General features: G+C 76.4%; 19 protein-coding genes. 4 read left to right on the top strand and 15 right to left on the bottom strand.

What is annotated here, in order from left to right:
* Positions 1-47: 47 nt before the first annotated feature.
* The 10 genes from RQM47_RS12135 to RQM47_RS12180 form a co-directional block, all read right to left on the bottom strand.
* Positions 48-260, bottom strand: a complete 213-nt coding sequence (locus RQM47_RS12135; protein ID WP_314009176.1) for a hypothetical protein — start codon at positions 258-260, stop codon at positions 48-50.
* Complete coding sequence (ccoG, locus tag RQM47_RS12140; protein ID WP_314009177.1) at positions 257-1,702, bottom strand: cytochrome c oxidase accessory protein CcoG; 1,446 nt, start codon at positions 1,700-1,702, stop codon at positions 257-259. The genes RQM47_RS12135 and ccoG overlap by 4 nt, the downstream gene beginning before the upstream one ends.
* A gap of 346 nt (positions 1,703-2,048) precedes the next feature.
* Complete coding sequence (locus tag RQM47_RS12145; RefSeq protein WP_314009178.1) at positions 2,049-2,768, bottom strand: cbb3-type cytochrome c oxidase N-terminal domain-containing protein; 720 nt, start codon at positions 2,766-2,768, stop codon at positions 2,049-2,051.
* Complete coding sequence (locus RQM47_RS12150) at positions 2,761-2,976, bottom strand: hypothetical protein (protein WP_311662179.1); 216 nt, start codon at positions 2,974-2,976, stop codon at positions 2,761-2,763. The genes RQM47_RS12145 and RQM47_RS12150 overlap by 8 nt, the downstream gene beginning before the upstream one ends.
* Positions 2,977-2,983: 7 nt before the next feature.
* Positions 2,984-3,805, bottom strand: a complete 822-nt coding sequence (gene ccoO, locus RQM47_RS12155) for a cytochrome-c oxidase, cbb3-type subunit II (RefSeq protein ID WP_311662180.1) — start codon at positions 3,803-3,805, stop codon at positions 2,984-2,986.
* A 72-nt stretch (positions 3,806-3,877) separates the two neighbouring features.
* Positions 3,878-5,428, bottom strand: coding sequence for a cytochrome-c oxidase, cbb3-type subunit I (gene ccoN / locus RQM47_RS12160; RefSeq protein WP_311662181.1), 1,551 nt, complete (start codon positions 5,426-5,428; stop codon positions 3,878-3,880).
* A gap of 252 nt (positions 5,429-5,680) precedes the next feature.
* Positions 5,681-6,520 (bottom strand): universal stress protein, encoded by an 840-nt coding sequence (locus tag RQM47_RS12165; protein WP_311662182.1) that lies wholly within the window; start codon positions 6,518-6,520, stop codon positions 5,681-5,683.
* A gap of 227 nt (positions 6,521-6,747) precedes the next feature.
* Positions 6,748-7,962: a universal stress protein gene (locus RQM47_RS12170; RefSeq protein ID WP_314009179.1), complete on the bottom strand. Its 1,215-nt coding sequence runs from the start codon at positions 7,960-7,962 to the stop codon at positions 6,748-6,750.
* Between the two features lie 65 nt (positions 7,963-8,027).
* The gene (locus RQM47_RS12175; RefSeq protein WP_314009180.1) at positions 8,028-8,930 is read right to left on the bottom strand and encodes a universal stress protein; all 903 of its coding nucleotides are present in this window, start codon (positions 8,928-8,930) and stop codon (positions 8,028-8,030) included.
* A gap of 167 nt (positions 8,931-9,097) precedes the next feature.
* Positions 9,098-10,072, bottom strand: coding sequence for a universal stress protein (locus tag RQM47_RS12180; protein WP_311662185.1), 975 nt, complete (start codon positions 10,070-10,072; stop codon positions 9,098-9,100).
* 222 nt (positions 10,073-10,294) lie between these two features.
* Between RQM47_RS12180 and RQM47_RS12185 the strand changes: the two genes are divergently transcribed.
* From RQM47_RS12185 to RQM47_RS12195, 3 genes are all read left to right on the top strand, one after another.
* Entirely contained in the window at positions 10,295-11,272 is a 978-nt protein-coding gene (locus RQM47_RS12185) for a universal stress protein (protein WP_314009181.1), read from the top strand.
* Complete coding sequence (locus tag RQM47_RS12190) at positions 11,269-11,859, top strand: hypothetical protein (protein WP_314009182.1); 591 nt, start codon at positions 11,269-11,271, stop codon at positions 11,857-11,859. The genes RQM47_RS12185 and RQM47_RS12190 overlap by 4 nt, the downstream gene beginning before the upstream one ends.
* Before the next feature lie 138 nt (positions 11,860-11,997).
* Positions 11,998-12,984, top strand: coding sequence for an Acg family FMN-binding oxidoreductase (locus RQM47_RS12195; protein ID WP_314009183.1), 987 nt, complete (start codon positions 11,998-12,000; stop codon positions 12,982-12,984).
* Positions 12,985-13,046: 62 nt separating this feature from the next.
* Here the strand turns inward: RQM47_RS12195 and RQM47_RS12200 are convergent, their stop codons facing one another.
* From RQM47_RS12200 to RQM47_RS12215, 4 genes are all read right to left on the bottom strand, one after another.
* On the bottom strand, positions 13,047-13,877 hold the full coding sequence (locus tag RQM47_RS12200; RefSeq protein ID WP_314009184.1) for a universal stress protein: 831 nt from the start codon (positions 13,875-13,877) through the stop codon (positions 13,047-13,049).
* A gap of 153 nt (positions 13,878-14,030) precedes the next feature.
* Positions 14,031-14,699: a response regulator transcription factor gene (locus RQM47_RS12205; RefSeq protein ID WP_311662190.1), complete on the bottom strand. Its 669-nt coding sequence runs from the start codon at positions 14,697-14,699 to the stop codon at positions 14,031-14,033.
* Between the two features lie 116 nt (positions 14,700-14,815).
* Positions 14,816-16,408: a PAS domain S-box protein gene (locus tag RQM47_RS12210; RefSeq protein WP_311662191.1), complete on the bottom strand. Its 1,593-nt coding sequence runs from the start codon at positions 16,406-16,408 to the stop codon at positions 14,816-14,818.
* Between the two features lie 131 nt (positions 16,409-16,539).
* Positions 16,540-17,466, bottom strand: a complete 927-nt coding sequence (locus RQM47_RS12215; RefSeq protein WP_311662192.1) for a universal stress protein — start codon at positions 17,464-17,466, stop codon at positions 16,540-16,542.
* Positions 17,467-17,781: 315 nt separating this feature from the next.
* Here RQM47_RS12215 and RQM47_RS12220 point away from each other — a divergent pair, with 315 nt between their 5' ends.
* Positions 17,782-18,159, top strand: coding sequence for a hypothetical protein (locus RQM47_RS12220; protein ID WP_311662193.1), 378 nt, complete (start codon positions 17,782-17,784; stop codon positions 18,157-18,159).
* On the opposite strand, the gene RQM47_RS12225 is transcribed toward RQM47_RS12220, so the two are convergent.
* Entirely contained in the window at positions 18,132-18,575 is a 444-nt protein-coding gene (locus RQM47_RS12225; protein WP_311662194.1) for a BLUF domain-containing protein, read from the bottom strand. The two genes, RQM47_RS12220 and RQM47_RS12225, sit on opposite strands and share 28 nt — an antisense overlap.
* Between the last annotated feature and the right edge of the window lie 47 nt (positions 18,576-18,622).

Raw genomic sequence — 18,622 nt, forward strand, 5'->3', positions numbered from 1 at the left:
CGGTCCGTCAGGGGTCCGGGGCGAGAGGGTCGGTCTGCACGTTCGTGCTACGGATCCACCGGCTCGCTGACCGACCGGCTCACGGATTCGACGGCGGCGGGCGGGTCGGGCGGGGTGGTCGTGTCGGCGTCCTCGTCGCGGACGAACCGCGCGAGCAGCCCGCACGCGAGCAGGACCACGAGGACGGCCAGGCACCCGACGGCCAGGTTCCGCGGCCGCGCCGCGCCGTGCGTGCGGACGTGTTGGTTCTCGGGCTTCATCGGCTGGGGCCGAGCAGCGTGAACGGGACGACCTCGACGGTCCCGTCGTCGAACGTCACGCGGACGACGGCGGCGACCTCGGCGGCGCCCTCGAACGCCGCGCCCGGGACGACGACGAAGCCCTCGGCGCGGACCTGCTGCTGGGGCTCGACCGGGACCGGCTGCGCCGCGCCCAGCCGGACCGCCCCGCCCTCAGGCGTCAGGAGGTCGACGCGGAACGCCGACGCCGTCGCCGTCTGGTTGCGGACGCGGACGCGGATCTGGTTGCCGACCGTGCCGTCGGCCAGCTCGATAAACGGCTGCCCCACGCCCCGCCCGACGCCCACGTCGTAGGCGCGGCGCGTGGTGAGGGCGACCGTAAAGACCGTCGCCACGGCGACGAGCAGGAGCCCGTAGGCCGCCGTCCGCGCGCGGAACACGCGCGTCGGCTTGCCCTCGATGGCGTTTTCGGACGTGTACCGGATGAGCCCGCGCGGGAGGTCGACGGCGTCCATGATCGAGTCGCACGCGTCGATGCACTGCGTGCACGCGATGCACTCCATCTGGAGCCCCTCGCGGATGTCGATGCCCGTCGGGCACGTCCGCACGCAGGACCCGCAGTCGATGCAGTCGCCCAGCGGCGGCTTCTCGCCCGCCTTCTCCTGCGCGATGGCCTTTTTGCCGCGCTTGGCGCGGGGCTCGCCCCGGCTCGGGTCGTACGAGACGATCATCGAGTCGGGGTCGAGCAGGATCGACTGGAACCGGCCGTAGGGGCACGTGATCGTGCACATCTGCTCGCGGAAGTACCCGAAGTCGAAGAGCACGAGCCCGGTCGTGGCCGCGGCGAGCACGAAGTAGCCCCAGTGCTCGGTCGGCGGGCCGGTCATCCAGGTGACCAGCCGGTCCCAACCCACGAAGTAGGCCGTGAAGGTGTGGGCCAGGAGCGCCGAGGCGGCGACGTAGACGGCCCACTTGCCCCCCTTCCGCCACGCCTTGTCCAACGTCCACGGCCCGGCGTCGCGCCGCGCGCGGACGTGCTCGGCGCCCTCGAAAAAGCGCTCGACGGGCCGGTAGAAAAACTCGAGGTAGACGGTCTGCGGGCAGGCCCACCCGCACCACACGCGGCCCAGGAGGGCCGTGACGAGCGCGACCGACACCAGGATCGCGATCCCCACGAGGAGCAGGAGGAAGGTGTCGGTCGGGTAGAACGTGAACCCGAAGAACGTGAACTCGCGCGCGGCCACGTCGAGGAGCACGGCCGGCTTGCCCGCGATCCGAACGATCGGGAGCGAGACGAAAAACACGATGAGCGCCCACCCGACGACGAGCCGCCGCTGCCAGAACCGGCCCCTCGACGGGACCGGGTAGAGCCAGCGCCGCGAGCCGTCGTTGCGGAGCGTGGAGAGGACCTCCTCCGGGCTGTCGAGGATGCCGACGTCGGCGGTGGGGATGAACGAGGACACGGGCGGTGGAAAGGGGACCCCAAAGGTCTCTCCCGCCCCACCCCGCGGGCGCCGGCGGACCGAGCGGGGCGGGGTGGGCAGGACGCGGCCGGCCGTGTGGGGCGCGCCCCTACGCGCCGCCGACCACCCCGCCCGGGAGGAGGCGCGGGGGCGGGGCGGTTCGGAGGCAGCACCGGGCACGCCGCCCCGAAGGCCCGCCCGTGGCACTCCTAATGCTGCATCGCGGCGTCTCTGACGGGTGGCGGCCCGCATTCCGTATCGCGTGTTGCGTGCCCTGATGACCGGGACACGCAACACGCGATACGCGGCACCCGAGCGAACCCGTCAACAATCGCGCGGCGCTCCACTAGAGGGTCGCCGTTGCCGGCTCGCCCTCCGGCGCCTTCGCGCCGGGCGGGTCGGTGCCCTGGAGCGCGTACACGTAGGCCAGCACCTGCGCGCGGGCCTCCTCGTCGAGTTGGTCCTTCATGGGCGGCATCCCCTGGGCCGGGAAGCCCTCGGCGATCGACGTCCAGATCTGCTCGACGTCGGCCCCGTGGATCCAGTAGTCGTCGGTGAGGTTGGGGCCGATGACGCCCTGGCCCGCGTCGCCGTGGCACGCGGCGCAGATGGCGGCAAAGTCGGCGGCGCCGGCCTCGGCCATCTGGGCGTCGCCGGCGTACTCGCGGAGCGCGCCCGCGTCGGTCTTGAACGAGGGGCCAGTCGCGGCGTAGACCGCGCGGACTTCCTCGAGGCGCGCCCCGGCCTGGGCGTAGTCGTCGCCGTAGTCGTTGATCCAGTCGAACACGTGGACGCCGAGCATGTAGATCGGCGCGAACACGATGCCGGCCCAGAACAGCGCGACCCACCACCCGGGCATCGGGTTGTCGTACTCGCGGATGCCGTCGTAGGTGTGGCCCTGGATCACGCGGTCGACGGCGTCCTCGCCGATGACGCCCTCGGGGAGCTCGGGGGCGCCCGGCTTGCGGAGCGGGGAGTCGGGGTCGGGCGCGGTCTCGGACAGCGCGTTGTCTCCGACGGCCCCCTCGGGGACGGCGTCGGACGGGGGCGGGGTGGGCTCAGGCATGGTCGGTCTCCTCGGCGGTGCCGTTGCGCGGGGGCTCGGGGTAGAACTCGGCGGCGTCGTCGAGCGGCTGGCGCTTGATCTCCTCGCGCGTCCGCTTCGAGAGCGTGAACGCGTACACGACGACGAGCAGGAAGGCCACGACGAAGGCCACGACGGCGACCTCGGCGAGGGCGCCGGTCTGCAAGGCGCGGACGGTCTCTTTCCACATGGCGCGGCTAGGGGGCGGGGTCGGGGATGGGGTCGGGGTCCTCGAGCACGGGCGGCCGGCGCTCGGGCGGCAGCACGGTCTGCTCGATCTCGCGGACCTCGTGGGCCTCGAGCTCCGTCTCGCCCCGGTCGAGGTCGGGGTCGAGCGCGCGGGCGCGGTCGACGCCCAGGCGCTGGAGGTAGGCCACGACCGCCATGATCTCGCGGTCCGACAGCCCCTCCGGCCCGCCCTGGCTCTCGACCTCGGCCGCGATGGCCTCGGCCTGGGCGTGGGCGAGGGCCGCGGCGTTCTCGATCTCGGCGTCGGTGTAGGGCACGCCCAGCCGCCGGAGCCCGCGCATGTTGCCCGCGACGTCGTCGAGGTCGAGCCGCTTCGTGAGCATGTGCGGGTAGGGCGGCATGATCGAGCGCGGGCTCGTGTTCCGCGGGTTGTCCATGTGCCGGACGTGCCACAGGTGGGGGTACTTGCCGCCGACGCGGGCGAGGTCGGGGCCGGTCCGCTTCGAGCCCCACAGGTGCGGCGTCTCGTAGGCGCCCTCCTCGGGGACCGAGTACGGCCCGTAGCGGATGACCTCGTCCTGGAACGGCCGGATTTGCTGGCTGTGGCAGTTGTTGCAGCCCTCGGCGATGTAGACGTCGCGGCCGACCAGCTCGAGCGGCGTGTACGGCTCGAGCGTGGCGAGCGGCTCGACCGCCCCGCCCACGAGGAACAGCGGGGCAAACTCGACGACGGTCCCCACGAGGATGGCGACGGTCGTGAGCACGGTAAAGACGAGGGGCCACCCTTCGAGGCGGCGGTGGGCGCCGTTGGCCCGGAAAAAGCGTTTCATGTCGGAGGGGGCGGGGCGGGGCGGCGGGCCACAGGCTCCACCCCGCCCACGAGGGCGGGGCGGGCGGGTGGGCTAGGCGAGGGCGGGCGTGCCGCCGGCCTGCCCGTCGCCGCCGGCGCCCACGCGGCGCGGGACGGCCACGGCCGGGTCGGGCAGCTGGTCCGGCGCCCGCCGCGTGGTCATGAACAGGTTGAACAGCATGAGCACCACCCCGCCCAGGTACATCAGCCCACCGATAAGGCGCACCCAGTACATCGGGATCACCTGGACCACGGACTCGACGAAGTCGGGGTAGAGCAGGCGGCCGGCGTCGTCGTAGGCCCGCCACATGAGGCCCTGCGTGATCCCCGACGTGTACATGGCCAGGATGTAGAGGAGGATGCCGACGGTCCCGATCCAGAAGTGCCAGTTGGCCAGCTTCTGGCTCCACAGCGGCGTCCGCCACAGGCGCGGGACGAGCCAGTAGATCATCCCGAAGGTCATGAACCCGTTCCACCCGAGGGCGCCCGAGTGGACGTGCGCGATGTTCCAGTCGGTGTAGTGGCTGAGCGCGTTGACCGTCTTCACGCTCAGCGCCGGCCCCTCGAACGTGGCCATGCCGTAGAACGTGATCCCGACCACGAACATCTTGAGCACGACCGAGTCGCGGAGCTTGTACCACGCGCCGCGGAGCGTGAACAGGCCGTTGATCATGCCGCCCCACGACGGCATCCACAGCATGACGCTAAAGACCATCCCCAGCGTCGCCGCCCACTCGGGCACCGACGTGTACTGGAGGTGGTGCGGGCCGGCCCAGATGTAGATGAACACGAGCGACCAGAAGTGGACGATCGAGAGCCGGTACGAGAACACGGGCCGCTCCGCTGCCTTCGGCAGGAAGTAGTACATGAGCCCCAGGAAGGGCGTCGTGAGGAAGAAGGCGACCGCGTTGTGGCCGTACCACCACTGCACGAGCGCGTCCTGGATCCCCATGTAGATGGGGTAGCTCTTGAACATCCCCACGGGGAGCGCCAGCGAGTTCCCGATGTGGAGCACGGCGATCGTCACGATCGTCGCGATGTAGAACCACAGCGCGACGTACATGTGCTTTACGCGCCGCCGCCAGAGCGTCCCGAAAAAGTTGACGGCGAACACGACCCAGATCACGGTGATCGCGATGTCGATGGGCCACTCGAGCTCGGCGTACTCCTTCGAGGTGTTGAACCCCATCGGCAGCGTGATGGCCGCCGACACGATGATGGCCTGCCACCCCCAGAAGTGGATGCGGCTCATGGCGTCCGAGAACATCCGCGCCTTGCACAGCCGCTGCGTGCTGTAGTAGATGGCCGCGAAGATCGAGTTGCCGGCGAAGGCGAAGATGACCGCGTTCGTGTGCAGCGGCCGCAACCGCCCGAACGAGAGGTACTCGCCCAGGTTGGCCTCGGGGAACGGGAGCTGGAGCGCGATGAGCGCGCCGACGAGCATCCCGACGAGCCCCCAGATGGACGTCGCGATGACGAACCACCGGACGATCTGGTCGTCGTAGGTGAACACCTCGAACCGGGCCGAACGGTCGGCTTCGGCGGTCGAGGGGGCCGCCGGCGCGGCGGAGGACGCGGGTCCCGCGGGCGGGATCTGAGACATCGGGGGCGGGGACGGGTGACGGCCCAAGGTGACCGCGGGCGGGGTGGCGGGGCGGCGGCGGCTCCCGTCCCCGCTCGCCGTCCACGCCCGGCGCGTCGTGTGGGGGCGGCCCCTACGCCGACCGCCCCGCCCGGGCGCGCGAGCGTTGGGCGGGGCGGCGGGAGGCGGGGCGGGGCTTGGGCGCTCACCCGCTGAGGGCACTTCCTCTTCTCCTCTCTTCCTCCCCAACCGGGCGGGGCGGCCAAAGCCGGGTCAGCGGGCGGGGCGGACGACGAGGACGGGGCACCGGACCTGGCGGAGCGTGGCCTCGGCGACGCTCCCGAACACGGCACGCGCCAACCCGCCCCGCCCGTGCGTGCCCATGACCACGGCGCCGGCGTCCTCGGCGTGGCGGGCGATCTCGGCGGCCGGGTCGCCCTCGGCCAGGTGCGCGGCCACGTCGCCGGCGCCCGCGTCGCGCGCGAACGCCCGGAGCGCCTCGGACGAAGGCGGGTCGCCCTCGGCGTCCGCGTGCGCCAAGCCGTCAGCGACGTGGAGCACCTCGATCGCGGCGCCGTAGAGGTCGGCGAGCGACCGCGCCACGGCGAGCGCCCGGGCGCTGTGGTCGGAAAAGTCGACGGGGACCAGGACCGGGCGCTCGGCACCGGGCGTCCGGTCGGGGCTCCGGTTGGGGACGACGAGGGCGGGGCACGCCGAGCGGCGCACGACGGTCTCGGCCACGCTCCCCAGCCGGAACCGCTGGACGCCCTGCCGGCCGCTCGTCCCCAGGACGACCGTGCCCGCGCCTACGTCGTCCGCGTAGCGCACGACCTCGGCGGCCGGGTCCGAGCCGCGGGCGACGGCGATGTGAGGCGCGATCTCGGCGCAGGCGCCGGCCCCGAGGGCGCGGTCGACCGTCACCTCGACGACGGCGCGGACGGCGGCCTCGGGGTCGCTCGGCGCCCGGTACACGTCGGGGGCGTCGGGCGGCCGCGCGGTGACGAGGTGGAGCGTCCCCCCCGCCCGAGCGGCCAGGTCGACGGCGGCGACGAGGGCGGGTTCGGACTCGGGGGCGAGGTCGAAGGCGAGGACGACGGGCGCAAGGTCGGGCATAGGGCGGCGGCGGGCGGGGCGGCAACGTCGGCGCCACCGGCCCGCGCCGCCGCGCGCCGCGCCCGCGGCCTCGCGTGGTCCGCGCCCCAACTCGCGTGGCGGGGCGGCCCCTACGCCGGCCGCCCCGCCCGGGCGTCCGCCCCGCCCTCAACGCCAACCGCCCCGCCCGGGCGTGCGGGCGCCGGGCGGGGCGGCCCTCGAACCGAGGCGGGGTCTCCCCCGCCCCGTCAGGCCGCGTCGGTGGGCCGGACCACGATCCGCTCGCGCGTGCCGTCGGGGCCGACCACGTCGAGCGCCCACGGCCCCGGCGCCTCCGGGTCGAGCGCGGCGTCGAGCGTCCACGCGCCGGCCTCGGAGCGGACGGCGAACGGCCGCGCGACGCGGTGCTCGGCGCCCTCCGCCATCACGTCGATCGCGTCCTCGCGCGGGTCGTACGTGATGCCGACGAGCGGGACGGCCTGCAAGACCGGGCCGGCCGCGTCCGGCGAGACGACGTCGACCGAGACCTCGTGGGGCGACCCGGCCGCCCGCCGCGACAAGGCGTCGAACAGGTCGGGCCAGTCGGCGCGCGGGACGGCCAGGGGCGGGGCGGCCTCGGCGCGGGCGCCCCCCGCGCCCCCGATGCGGAGCGTGAGGACCGGGCACGGCGCGCGGCGGGCGACCTCCTCGGCCACGCTCCCCAACAGCCACCGGCTCAGCCCGCGGCGGCCGTGGCTGGCCTGGACCACGAGCCCGGCGCCCAGTTCGGCGGCCGCGTCGAGGACGGCGTGCGCGGCGATCCCGTGGCGGACCTCGACGTCGACCGGCACCGGGCCGTCGGCGTAGGGCGCGACCCAGCGGCGGAGCGTGCCCGTGACGCGGTCGTTGAGCGCCGCCAGGTCGACGGCCCCGAACGTCATGCCGTAGGGGGCCGGCACCTGGACCGGCTCGACCACGTGGAGCGCCACGACGCGCGTCCCGCGCTCCTCGGCCAGCGCGACCGCCGTCTCCAGCGCGAGGTCCGAGGCCGACTCGAAGGCGAGCGGGGCCAGGACCGGGCCGCCCCGCTCGGCGTCGGCCTCCGGCCCGACCGTGAGCACGGGGCAGTCGGCCTGGCGGAGCACGTCCTCGGCCGTCGAGCCCAGCGTCAGCCGGTTCCAGCCCGACCGGCCGTGCGAGCCCATCACCACGACGTCGGCGTCGACCTCGCCCGCGTAGCGGACGATGGCGTCGGCGGCCGTGGGCGCGCGGCGCGTGGCCTCGACGACGCCGTCGGCCTCGGCCGTGGAGTCGGTGCCCGACGGGTCCGCGAGGGCCGGCGGGATGATCTGGACGCGGAGCACGTGGAGCGCGGCCCCGTGGCGCTCGGCCAGGCGCTCGGCGAGCGGGCGGGCCGCCTCGGCGGCCGGCGAGTCGTCGGTCGGGAACAGGACGGTCTGGACGTGGAACCGGAAGGACGACATGGGTCGGAGAGGAGAGAGAGGAAAAGAGCGCCCGCCCCGCCCTCGGAGCGGGCGGGCGGGGCGGGCTAGTCCGAGGCGAGCGTCGGGCGGGGCGGGGCGGCGCCCAGCCGCTCGGTCTGCTTGAGCGTGAGGACCGGGCAGCGCGCGCGGCGGAGCGCGGCCTCGGCCACGCTCCCGATGACGGCGTGGGCGATTCCCGTGCGCCCGTGCGTGCCCAGGACGAGGGCGCCGGCGCCGCGCTCGTCCGCCAGCGCCGGGACCGCCCGCGACGGCGCCCCGCGAACGACGTGGGCCGCCGCCGGGGCCGGGCCGGGGACCGAGCGGGCAAAGTCGGCCAGCCGCTCGCGGACCTCGGCGTCCGAGTCCGCCCCGGCGCCGCGGGCGGGGCGGCGCGCGTGGACGAGCTCGACGGCCGCCCCGTAGAGCTCGGCCAGCGCGTAGCCGGCGGCGAGCGCCGTCCGGCTCCGCTCCGAAAAGTCGACGGCGACCACGACCGGCGCCTCGGGCGACGGGGGCGGGGCGGCGCCCCGCGACGGGACCGTCAGGACCGGGCACGGCGCCGCCGCCACGACGGCCTCGGCCACGCTCCCCAGCAGGAGCCGAGCCACCCCGCCCCGCCCGTGCGTGCCGACCACGAGGAGGTCGGCGCCGGCCTCGGCCGCGTAGCGCAGGACGGCCGCCGGCGCCGTCACGTCGCGGACCACGGCGACCGTCGGGCCGAGCCGGTCCAGCGCCTCGGGGCCGTCCAGCCCCAGGGCGTCGGCGGCGAACCGCTCGACGCGGACGCGGAGCGCGCTCGACGGCGAGGCGTCGGGGGCGCCGTCGCCCGACGACCGGAACAGGACGTCGGCGTGGAGCAGGTGGAGCGTAGCGCCCGACCGCTCGGCGAGGTCGGACGCTCGCACGAGGGCGGCCTCCGAACCGGGCGAGAGGTCGAGGGCGACGACGACAGTGCGGAGGTGGAGCATAGGCGGGGCGGCGGTCCACAGGCGGATCGGCCTGGAGCGAGGATCGGTGCGCGTCGCCGTCCGCCCTGCCGGACGGCGGCGGCCGGTCGGGGCGGCCCGCCCCGCCCCAGAGTGCGGGGGCCGCCCCTACAGACGGGCTCCACACGCGGGCTCTATACGTGCGGGCTCTACGCGTAGGGCGGGGCGGCGGCCTCGTAGCTCCGGCCGTCGACGTCGGCCGCGTCGAGCGGGCCGGGCGCGGCCGACCGCCGGGCGACGAGCACGGGGCACCGCGCCCGCCGCGCGACGCCCTCGGCGACGCTCCCGAGCAGCCGGTCGAACACGGGCCGCTCGGCGTGGGGGCCGACCAGGATGAGGTCGTCGCCCAGCGCCTCGGCCACGCGCGCGACCGTCCGGGCCGCCTTGCCGCGCTCGATGTAGCGGGCCACGGGCACGCCCGGCACCTCGGCGGCGACGTCGTCTGCCAGCTCGTGGAGGGCGACCTCGGCCCGCTCGCGGATCGTGGGGGCCACGTCGACGAGGGTCTCGTCGAGCCAGCGGAGCGGGTGCGGGAGCGGCTCCAGGACGTGGACGAGGTCGACGCCCTCGGCGCCCAGGTCGCGGGCGAGGCGGAGGGCGACGAGGGCCAGCGGCCGCGACGCCGACGAAAAGTCGACGGGCGCGAGGACGCGGCGGGGCGGGGCGGCCGAAAACGGCGCCTCGTCGCGGTGGGGCACGAGGAGCACGTCGCACGGGGCCGTCTGGACGACCTCGCCGGCGACGGAGCCCAGGACGTGGCGCCGGGGCCGCCGGCCGCACGTGCCCATCACCACCAGCCCCGCCTCGACGTCCCGGACGTAGCCCAGGACGTCGGCGGCCGGCACGTTGCCGTGGCGGACCGCCAGCACGACCTCGCCCTCGGCGCCGGCCTCCGCGACGACGGCTCGCAGCGCCGCCTGCGCGCGGGCTGCCTCGTCGGCCTCCTCCTCGCCCGCCGTCAGCGCCTCGCTGTCCGCCTCGAACCGCCCGGCGTCCGGCCACGCGACGACGTGGAGGAGGTGGACGGGTGCGCCGGTCGCCCGCGACATGCGCAGCGCGTAGCGCAGCGCCTCGGCGGCGGCAGCGGACAGGTCGGTGGGGACGACGAGGGGCGGGGTGGGCACGGGGCGGGGTGGCAGCGTTCCAGCCAACGTGCGACCGCGAGCCGGGCGCGGCCGCCGGGCCGCCCCGCCCCCGCGCGCCGGGCGGCGCCCCACGCGGCCGGCTCGTGGCGAGGCCGCGCCCCACAGGCCACCCCGGAGACGAACGCCCGCCGCCGCCCGCCCTCCCCTACACCGGGCGGGGCGGAACCGTCGTACGCTGCGGGCCACCCCGCCCCCGCCGCCATGCCGCCGCTCGCCGTCCAGCGCATCCTGTTCCCGACCGACTTCTCGGCCGCCGCCGAGGGCGCCTACCGCCACGCGGCCTGGCTCGCCGACCGGTTCGGGGCCGAGCTCCACGTGCTCCACGTCGTCGAGGACGAGTCCGCCCCGCCCCGCGACTGGCCCGACGTGGCCGGCACGGGCCACGTCCGTGTCTCGCTGGCCGACGTGAGCGAAGACCTCGGGCTCCCGGCGCCGGCCGCCGAGGACCAGGCCCCGTACGACGAGATCGAGGTCGTCGAGGCCGAGGTCGTCGGCCGGGCCGTGCCCGAGGCCGTCCTCGACTACGCCCGCGACGAGGAGGTCGACCTCGTGGTAATGGGCACGCACGGGCGCCGCGGCTGGCGGCGCGGCGTGCTCGGGAGCGCGGCCGAGGCCGTCGCCCGGCGCGCCCCGTGCCCCGTCCTCACCGTCCGCCCGCTCGACGCGCCCGGCCAGGGCGAGTGGCCGCCGAGCCGCGTGCTCCTGGCCGCCGACGAGCTCCCCGCCCGCGGCGACCACGCCGCCCCCATCCCGCTCGCCGCCCGGTGGGCCGCGCGCCTAGCCGTGGCCTACCACGCCCCGCTCGAGGTCGTCCACGTGACGACCCCGTCCCGGCTCTCGCTCGGCCTCCCCGACGAGCTGGCCCGCGTCCAGGCGCGCGAGCGCGAGGCGCTCCTCACGCTGGCCGAGGCGCTCCGGGCCGAGGCCGAGGCCGAGCTTCCCGTCGGCGTCTCCGTCCGCTCCGGCGACCCGGCCGCCGCCATCCGCGCCGCCGCCGAAGAGACGCGGGCGCACCTGCTCGTCGTGGGCACGCACGGGCGGGGCGGGGCGGGGCGGGCGCTCTTGGGGAGCGTGGCCGAGACGCTCGTGCGGACGGCCCCGTGCCCGGTCCTCGTCGCCCGCGACGCGCTCGCGGACGCCGGCCGGACGCCCGCGGACGCCCGCGAGGCCCGGTCGTGAGGCGCCTCCTCCCCGCCCTGCTCGTGGCCCTCGCCGCGTGCGGCCCCCGCCCCGCCCCGGACGCCGCCCCGCCCGCGCCGGCTCCACCCGAGGCCGCCCCGCCCGAAGCCAGCCCGCCCGAGGCCGCGGCGCCCCCGGTCCACGTCGACGGCGGCGCGGCGGCCGTGCTCGCCGGCGTCTGGGAGGGGACGTACGAGAGCTACGACACCGGCCGCGTGGGCGACGTCTACTTCGCGCTCTCCGACGACGGCGCCCAGGCCGCCGGCGAGGTCGCGATGGTCCCCCGCGGAGCGACGGTCGACGTCCGCCGCGAGGGCGCGGGCGGCTGGCAGTGGCAGGGCGTCGAGCGGCCCCAGGTGCTGACGATCCGGTTTGTCCGCCTCCCCGACGACGGCTCGCCTGGCGGAGGCGGAGGGAACGAGATCGTCGGCGAGCTCGACCCGTACCCCGACCCCGACTGCGGGTGCACGCTGCAAACGACGTTCCGGGGCGAGGTCGACGGCGACGTCATCAACGGCACGTTCGCGTCCGAGGCCGAGCACGGCGGCCACACCGCCGAGGGCACCTGGTACGCCGCCCGGCGCTGACGCGGGCGGGGCGGTTCGGGAGTGTGGGGCGAGCCCCGGCACGGCCGGCGGGGTCCGCCGCGCGCCCGGCTCGGCCAGACGAGCGCAGGGGGCGGGGTGGGCGGGCGGTACCCTCGGAGGTGCCCCTCCCTCCCCGCCATGCCCGACACATCTGACCGCCGCCCGACCGACACCGACCTCGAGGAGATCCTCGAGCACACCGTCCGCGCGCCGAGCCTGCTGAACTCCCAGCCCTGGCGGTTCGTCGTCGGCGACGGGACGGTCCGGGTCTACGCCGACCGCGCCCGCCAGCTTTCGGCGCTCGACCCCGACGGCCGCGAGCTGACCATGAGCTGCGGGGCCGCCCTCCTCTACCTGCGCGTCGCGGCCTGGCACCTCGGGTGGGAGCCGCTCGTGGACGCGCTCCCCGACGACGCGGACGCGGACCTGCTCGCCACGGTCACGTTCCGCCCCGCCCCCTCGCCCTCGGGCGACGACCGGCCGTTCCGGGCGCTGGCGCTCCGCCACACGAATCGGCTCCCGTTCCAGGACGAGCCCGTCCCGTTCGGTGTCCCGTCTGAGCTGGCCGGGGCCGTGGCGACCGAGGGCGCGGCGCTCTACGTGTTCGACGACGAGGACGGAAAAGACGCCCTCGCGCGCCTCGTGGAAGAGGGCGTGGCGGAGCAGGGCCGGGACCGCGAGGTGGTCGCCGAGATCGAGCGGTGGCTGCGCCCGGCGCGCGACGCGCGCCCCGACGGCGTCCGCGACTCGGAGCAGGGGACCTGGGACCGCCACGCCGCGACGCGGACGACGACCTCGGCGGTCGCCACGTACAAGGGCGGCCTGGTCCGCGACTCGCCGGCCGTCCTCGTCCTCGCCACGGCGGCCGACGGCCCGGCCGACTGGCTGGCCGCGGGGCAGGCGCTCGCCCGCGCCCTCGTCGTCGCGGCCGACCGCGGCCTGGCCGCGTCGTACGCCAACGAACCCATCGAGGTCGCCTCGCTCCGGCCCCGGGTGGCCGCCCTCATCGACGACGGCGTGCCCCAGGCGCTCTTCCGGGTCGGCTACCCCACGCCCGAGCCGGCGTCGTCGCGCCGCCGCGCCGCCGACGTGACCGAGCGCGCGGGCGGGGCGGCGGACGGCTAGCGGCCGCGCAGCGAGACCGCCCCGCCCAGGAGCGCGACGGGCGGGGTGGCGACCGCCCCGCCCTACACGGGCACGGCCAGGACTGGGCACGGCACGTGGCGGACCGTCCGCTCGGCGACGCTCCCCAGACGGAGACGGTCCCACCCGGTCCGCCCGTGCGTCCCCATCACGACGGCCCCGGCGCCGACGCGCTCGGCCATCGCGGCGACCTCGGCCGCCGGCTCGCCCTGGGTCACGCGCACCTCGTGGGGCGAGGCGGTCGGGCCGGCGGCCTCGGCGGCCAGCCGGTCGAGGGCCTGCCGCCGCTCGGCCCGCTCGGCGGGGTCGTCCGCCGCGCAGACGTGGCCGAGCACGACCGGCGAGCCGTACGCGGTCGCGAGCGCGAACCCCAGTGCCGCCACCGCCGGCTCGGGGTCGTCGACGGCCACGAGGACGGGCCGCCCCGCCCCAGGCGGCTCCGCCCGGTCCGGCACGACGAGGACGGGGACCGGCGAGCGGCGGAGCGTCTCGGCCGCCACGCTCCCCAGCAGGAGGTGCCCAAGCCCGCCCCGCCCGTGCGTCCCCACCACGACGAGGTCGGCGCCGACGTCGGCCGCGCGGCCCACGATCCCGTCGGCCGGCGCCTGCCCGCGCGTCTCGTGGAGCGCCGGCGCCAGCACGCCGAACGCGTCGTCGGCCCCGAGGGCGCCGTTCACGAACCGCTCGACGCGCTCCTGGAACGCGGCGCCGGGGTCGCCCGGCGTTGGGGCGAGGCGCGCGCGGAACAGCGGGTTCACGTGGACGAGGTGGAGCGCGGCGTGGGCGCGCTCGGCGAGGTCGGCGGCCTGGACGAGCGCGCGCTCAAAGCCCGGCTCGAAGTCAAGCGCGCAGAGGACGGTCTGGAACGGGAGCATAGGGGGCGGCGCGCGTGGAACGTGGGGGCACGCTCCAAGAACCCGCCGCCCCGCCCGCGGCGGGAGCGGGGCGGGGAGCGGGCCGACGCGGGGCCGACAGCGCCTGGCGCGTGGGGGCCGCCCCGCCCACGCGAGCGGGGCGGTCGCCCGTCCCTACGCCGCCCCGCCCGGGCGCCCAGCGCCCTCGCCCTCGACCCAGGTCACGGCGTGCTTCATGAGCTCGGTCCCGTTCGCGAGCCCCAGCTTCGCCTTGATCCGCGAGCGGTAGCTCTCGACGGTCTTGACCGACAGGTGCAGGCGCTCCGCGATCTCGCGCGTCGGGAGGCCGCGCCCGGTCATCTCGAACACCTCGAGCTCGCGGTCCGAGAGCACCTCGAGCGGCGTCTGCGTCGGGTCCTTCGTCCCGCTCGCGGCCCCGAACAGCATCCGGTCCTTGAGGTCCTCCGACAGGTGGATGCCGCCGCGGAGCACGCGGCGGACGGCCGTCACGATCTGGTCGCCGGCGGCCACCTTCGAGACGTACCCCCGCGCGCCGGCGCGGACGGCGCGCTCGGCGTAGAGCTCCTCGTCGTGCCGCGAGACGACCAGGACGGGGAGGTCGGGGCGGAGCGTGAGCAGGTTCTTCAGCAGCTCCAGCCCGTTCACGCCCGGCAGCGAGATGTCGGTGATGACGAGGTCGGGGTCGACGTCCTCGAACATGGCCGTGGCCTCCTCGGCGTCGCCGGCCTGCCCGACCACGGCGAGGTCGGGCTCGGCTTCGATCGTCAGGGCGATCCCCTGGCGGAGGAGCGGGTGGTCGTCGACGAGCAGGATGCGGGTCATGGGGCGGGGCGTGAGGGCGGGGCGGGGACGAGGAGGGGACGAGAAGAGGCGGGGCGGGGCGGCATCCTCTCGCCTCTACGCGTCTTCTCCTCCCTCCTCTCGACGGGGCGGGGCGGTCAGGGGGACGAGAAGCCGGGGCCGCGGAGCGGGACCGTGCATGTCACGACCGTCCCGCCCCCGGCGCCGGGGCGGACTTCGAGCGAGCCGCCGGCGAGGTGGGCGCGGTAGTGCATGATGCGGAGGCCCATCCCGCGCTGGTCGGCCGGCCGCGCGGGCGCGCTCACGACGCGGTCCGGCGCCGCGGGCGTCGTGTCCAGCGGTTCGAGCACGCCGCCCCGCCGGAGCGCCCCGTCGAGCCCCACGCCGTCGTCCTCGACGCGGAGGCGGAGGTGGTGGGCGCCGCGGACGAGCGCGACCGTCACGCGGCGGGCGTGGCCGTGCTGGGCCGCGTTCGAGACCGCCTCCTGGGCGATCCGGTAGAGGTTCGTGGCCGCGTCGGCCGTGAGCGCCGACGCCTCGGCCGGGCCGGACCCCGTCGTTTCGGTGCGCACGTCGAGACCGTAGAGGGCCGTGGCCCGCTCGACGAGCCGGGAGAGCGCGGCCCCGAGCCCGTTCTGCTCCAGCTCGACCGGCACGAGCGAGCGCGCGAGCGTCCGGGCTTGCGTGTCGGCGTCGTCGACGAGCGAGACGAGGCGGCGGGCTTCGTCGGCCCGGGCCGAGCCGTCGGCGTCGAGCCCGCGCGCGAGCCCGCGCAGGAACAGGCCCACCGCCGTCAGCTCCTGGCCCAGCCCGTCGTGGAGGTCCTGCCCGATCCGCCGGCGCTCCTCCTCGGCCACGCGGAGCACCTCGCGTTCGAGCACGCGGTGGTCGGTGATGTCGCGGACGACGCCCGTGAACAGCGTCTCACCGTCGGGGAGCGTCACCTCGCTCACCGCGAGGTCCATCGGGAACGTGGCCCCCGATTTCCGCCGGCCCACGACTTCGCGCCCGATCCCGACGATCCGGCGCCGGCCCGTCTCGCGGTAGGCGGCGAGGTAGCCGTCGTGCTCCGAGTGGTACGGCTCGGGCATGAGGACCGAGACGTTGCGGCCGACGACCTCGTCGGCGGTGTACCCGAAGATCCGCTCGGCGCCGGCGTTGAACCCGTCGATCCGGCCGTGGTCGTTGATCGTGATGACGCCGTCGACCGTCGTCTGCACGATCGCGCGCGCGCGCGCCTGCGACTCTTCGAGCGCGTGGCGCGTGGACTCGATGACGAACCGGGCGTGGAGCGCCGCCGCGGCGCCCTGGAGGAACGCGCGCGCATCGGCGTCGAACGCGTGCGGCCCGAACGCGAGGGCGACGAGCAGCGCCCGCGGGTGCTCCGCGGTCCCCACCCGGACGGCCAGCCCGCCGGCCACGCCGTCGGCGGCGAGCGCCTCGGGGACCGGCCGGAGGTCGACGCACGACTCGCGCACCCACGCCTCGGCGAGGGCGCCCGCGAGCGGGACCCGGCACGACGGCGGCGCCCACCCCGAGGCCGCCACGACAGAGAGCGCCCCGTCGCCGTCGAGCTGCAGGAGCGCGGCGGCCGCGCCCACGGCGTCGGCCACGATCGCGACCTCGGAGCGGCCCGACGCGGGGACCTCGCCCGCCCCAGCCTTTGAGAGCTCGCACAGGGCCAGTTCGGCGAGGGGAAACGCGTAGTCGGGGTGGATCGGCCGGAACACTCGGGGGACCTGTGAGGGGCGGCAAGCTAGGCCCATCGCTCCCTCGCCCGCCCCGCCCGCCAGAGGGCCACCGGACGCCGAGCGGGCGGGGCGGCCAAGACCCCGACCGTTCCCCAGCGCCCGCCCCGCCCTCAAGCAGCGGCCGTCGAGCAGAGCGCGGGCGGGGTGGCGACTGGCGCAGCGCGCGTGCCGACCGCGCCCCCGACCGTGAGCACGGCGCACCCCGCCCGCTGGAGCGTGGCGCGGGCGGTGCTTCCCACGGGCGCCGGGGCCGCCCCGCCCCGCCCGTGCGTGCCGACCACGACGACGCCCGCCCCGCGCGCGGCGGCGACGGCGGCGATCTGGCGGGACGGCGCCCCGAGCGCCACGTGAAGCGCGGCCGGAGCGACGGCCCCGACAAACTGAGCGAGGCGGCGGCGGACAGCCCGGTCCCGGTCGTCGTCGAGGCCGCGGAGCGAGAGCGCGCTCGGCGCGAGCCCGGTGTACGGGCCGGCGTCGCGGACGACGTGGACGAGCTCCAGGGCGGCGTCGTACAAGTGCGCCAACTTCTGCCCCTGCCGGACCGCCTCCCGGCTGCGCTCGGTAAAGTCGACGGCGACGAGGACGGGCACCACCGGGGACGGCTCCCCCACGTGTGCCGCCTGGGGAACGACGAGCACGGGGCACGCGGCGCCGGCCACGCACGCCGCCGCGACGCCGCCGACGAGGAGGCGGTCCGCGCCCGACCCGCCGCGCGCGCCGACCACGAGCAGGCCGGCCTCAACGCGGCCGGCATAGTCCAGGATGGCCGCTGACACCGACGGGCCGCGCAGAACCGCGAACGTGGCGCCGGGGGCGGGGCGGTCGAGCGCCGCGGCTGCGAACCGCCCGAGGCGGTCCCAGAGCGGGCCGCCCCGCCCAGCGTGCGCCGCCCCGCCCAGGGAGGGCGGTGCCGCGTCGGCGTGGAGGAGGTGGAGCGCGGCGCCGGACTGCGCAGCGAGCGCCGCCGCCCGCACGAGCGCGGCCTCGGACCCAGGAGAAAAGTCGACGGCGACGACGACGGGGCGCGGGGGGAGCATGGCGCGGAGGAGAGAACCCTGCCAAGGTCCTCCGGCATGCCCCGCCCCGCGAGCGGGGAGAGACGGCGTCCGGTGACGGCCCGCACCCGGCACCTCGGCTCTTTTGTGGGGCGGTTCCCCACACAGGCCGCTGTTCCAGGGACCGCCCCGCCCTCGCCCTCCGCCGCCCCGCTCGGCTCGGGCGGGGCGCGGAGGTGCCGCCTTTACTCTGCGGCGCGGGAACGGGGGCGTTCCATCGGCGCCGGGTGTGACGCGGCCGCGTTCCGCGGGCGGGGCGGTTGGGTACCGCCGGCCCCTCTCCTCTCCCTCCTGCTCATGGTCCCGACTCTGCCCGCCCGCCGGTTCGCGACGCGCGTCCTCCCGCTCGCTGCCGCGTTCGCTGCCCTTGTCGCCGCACCCGCGACGGCCCAGGAGACGCCCGCCGGAACGCCCGCCGGAACGCCCGCCGAGGGCTCGACCTACGTCGTGCCGTCGGGGCCGGGCGAAGCCGTCCGCGTGACGACGTACGCGCGGCGCCCGGCTGAGCGGGGGCGGCTTGCGCGGCGCTACAAGGGGCTCCGCGCCAACCGGACGGCTCCGGTAGCCACCCCGCCCGCCGCTCGCGTGGTGCCAGCGGCTCCGCTGTACCGCTCGCCGCGGGCGGCGTACGTCCGCCGCTACGGGTCCTACTTCCAGGTCGTGCGGCGCCGGTAGCCCGCGAACGGAGCGGGCGGAGGCATAGCGCCCCCTCGGCCGAGCCAATCGGCCAGGAACGCCTCCAGCGTCATGGGGAGCGCCCCCACCGGCTCAAACCGCATCCCCCACTCGGGAAACAGGCGGCCGTCGCGGCCGACGAGGTCCGCCGCCGCTCCTTCTGCAATCGTCTCGCAGTCGGTGTGGCGCGGGTCCCGGCGGATGCGCGCGTAGAGGGCGAGGACGTCGTCTTTCGGACCCTCCAGCCACTGCACGAACAGGATTTCCGCCCCGCCCGCGACGTCCGCGTGGAGGAGCAGGCCCGTCACGTCGACTCGGGCGTTGCGGTGGACCGACGTCCACGCGATCTGGGCCACGTCGGCGTCGGAGAGGGTCGAGACGGATCGCGAACGGTAGAGAAGGGCGTAGGTCGGCATGCTGGGAGTCGGGGGGAAGCCGCCCCGCCCACAGAGGCTGGCCAGCG

Source organism: Rubrivirga sp. S365 (assembly GCF_032248475.1).
Lineage (GTDB): Bacteria > Bacteroidota > Rhodothermia > Rhodothermales > Rubricoccaceae > Rubrivirga > Rubrivirga litoralis.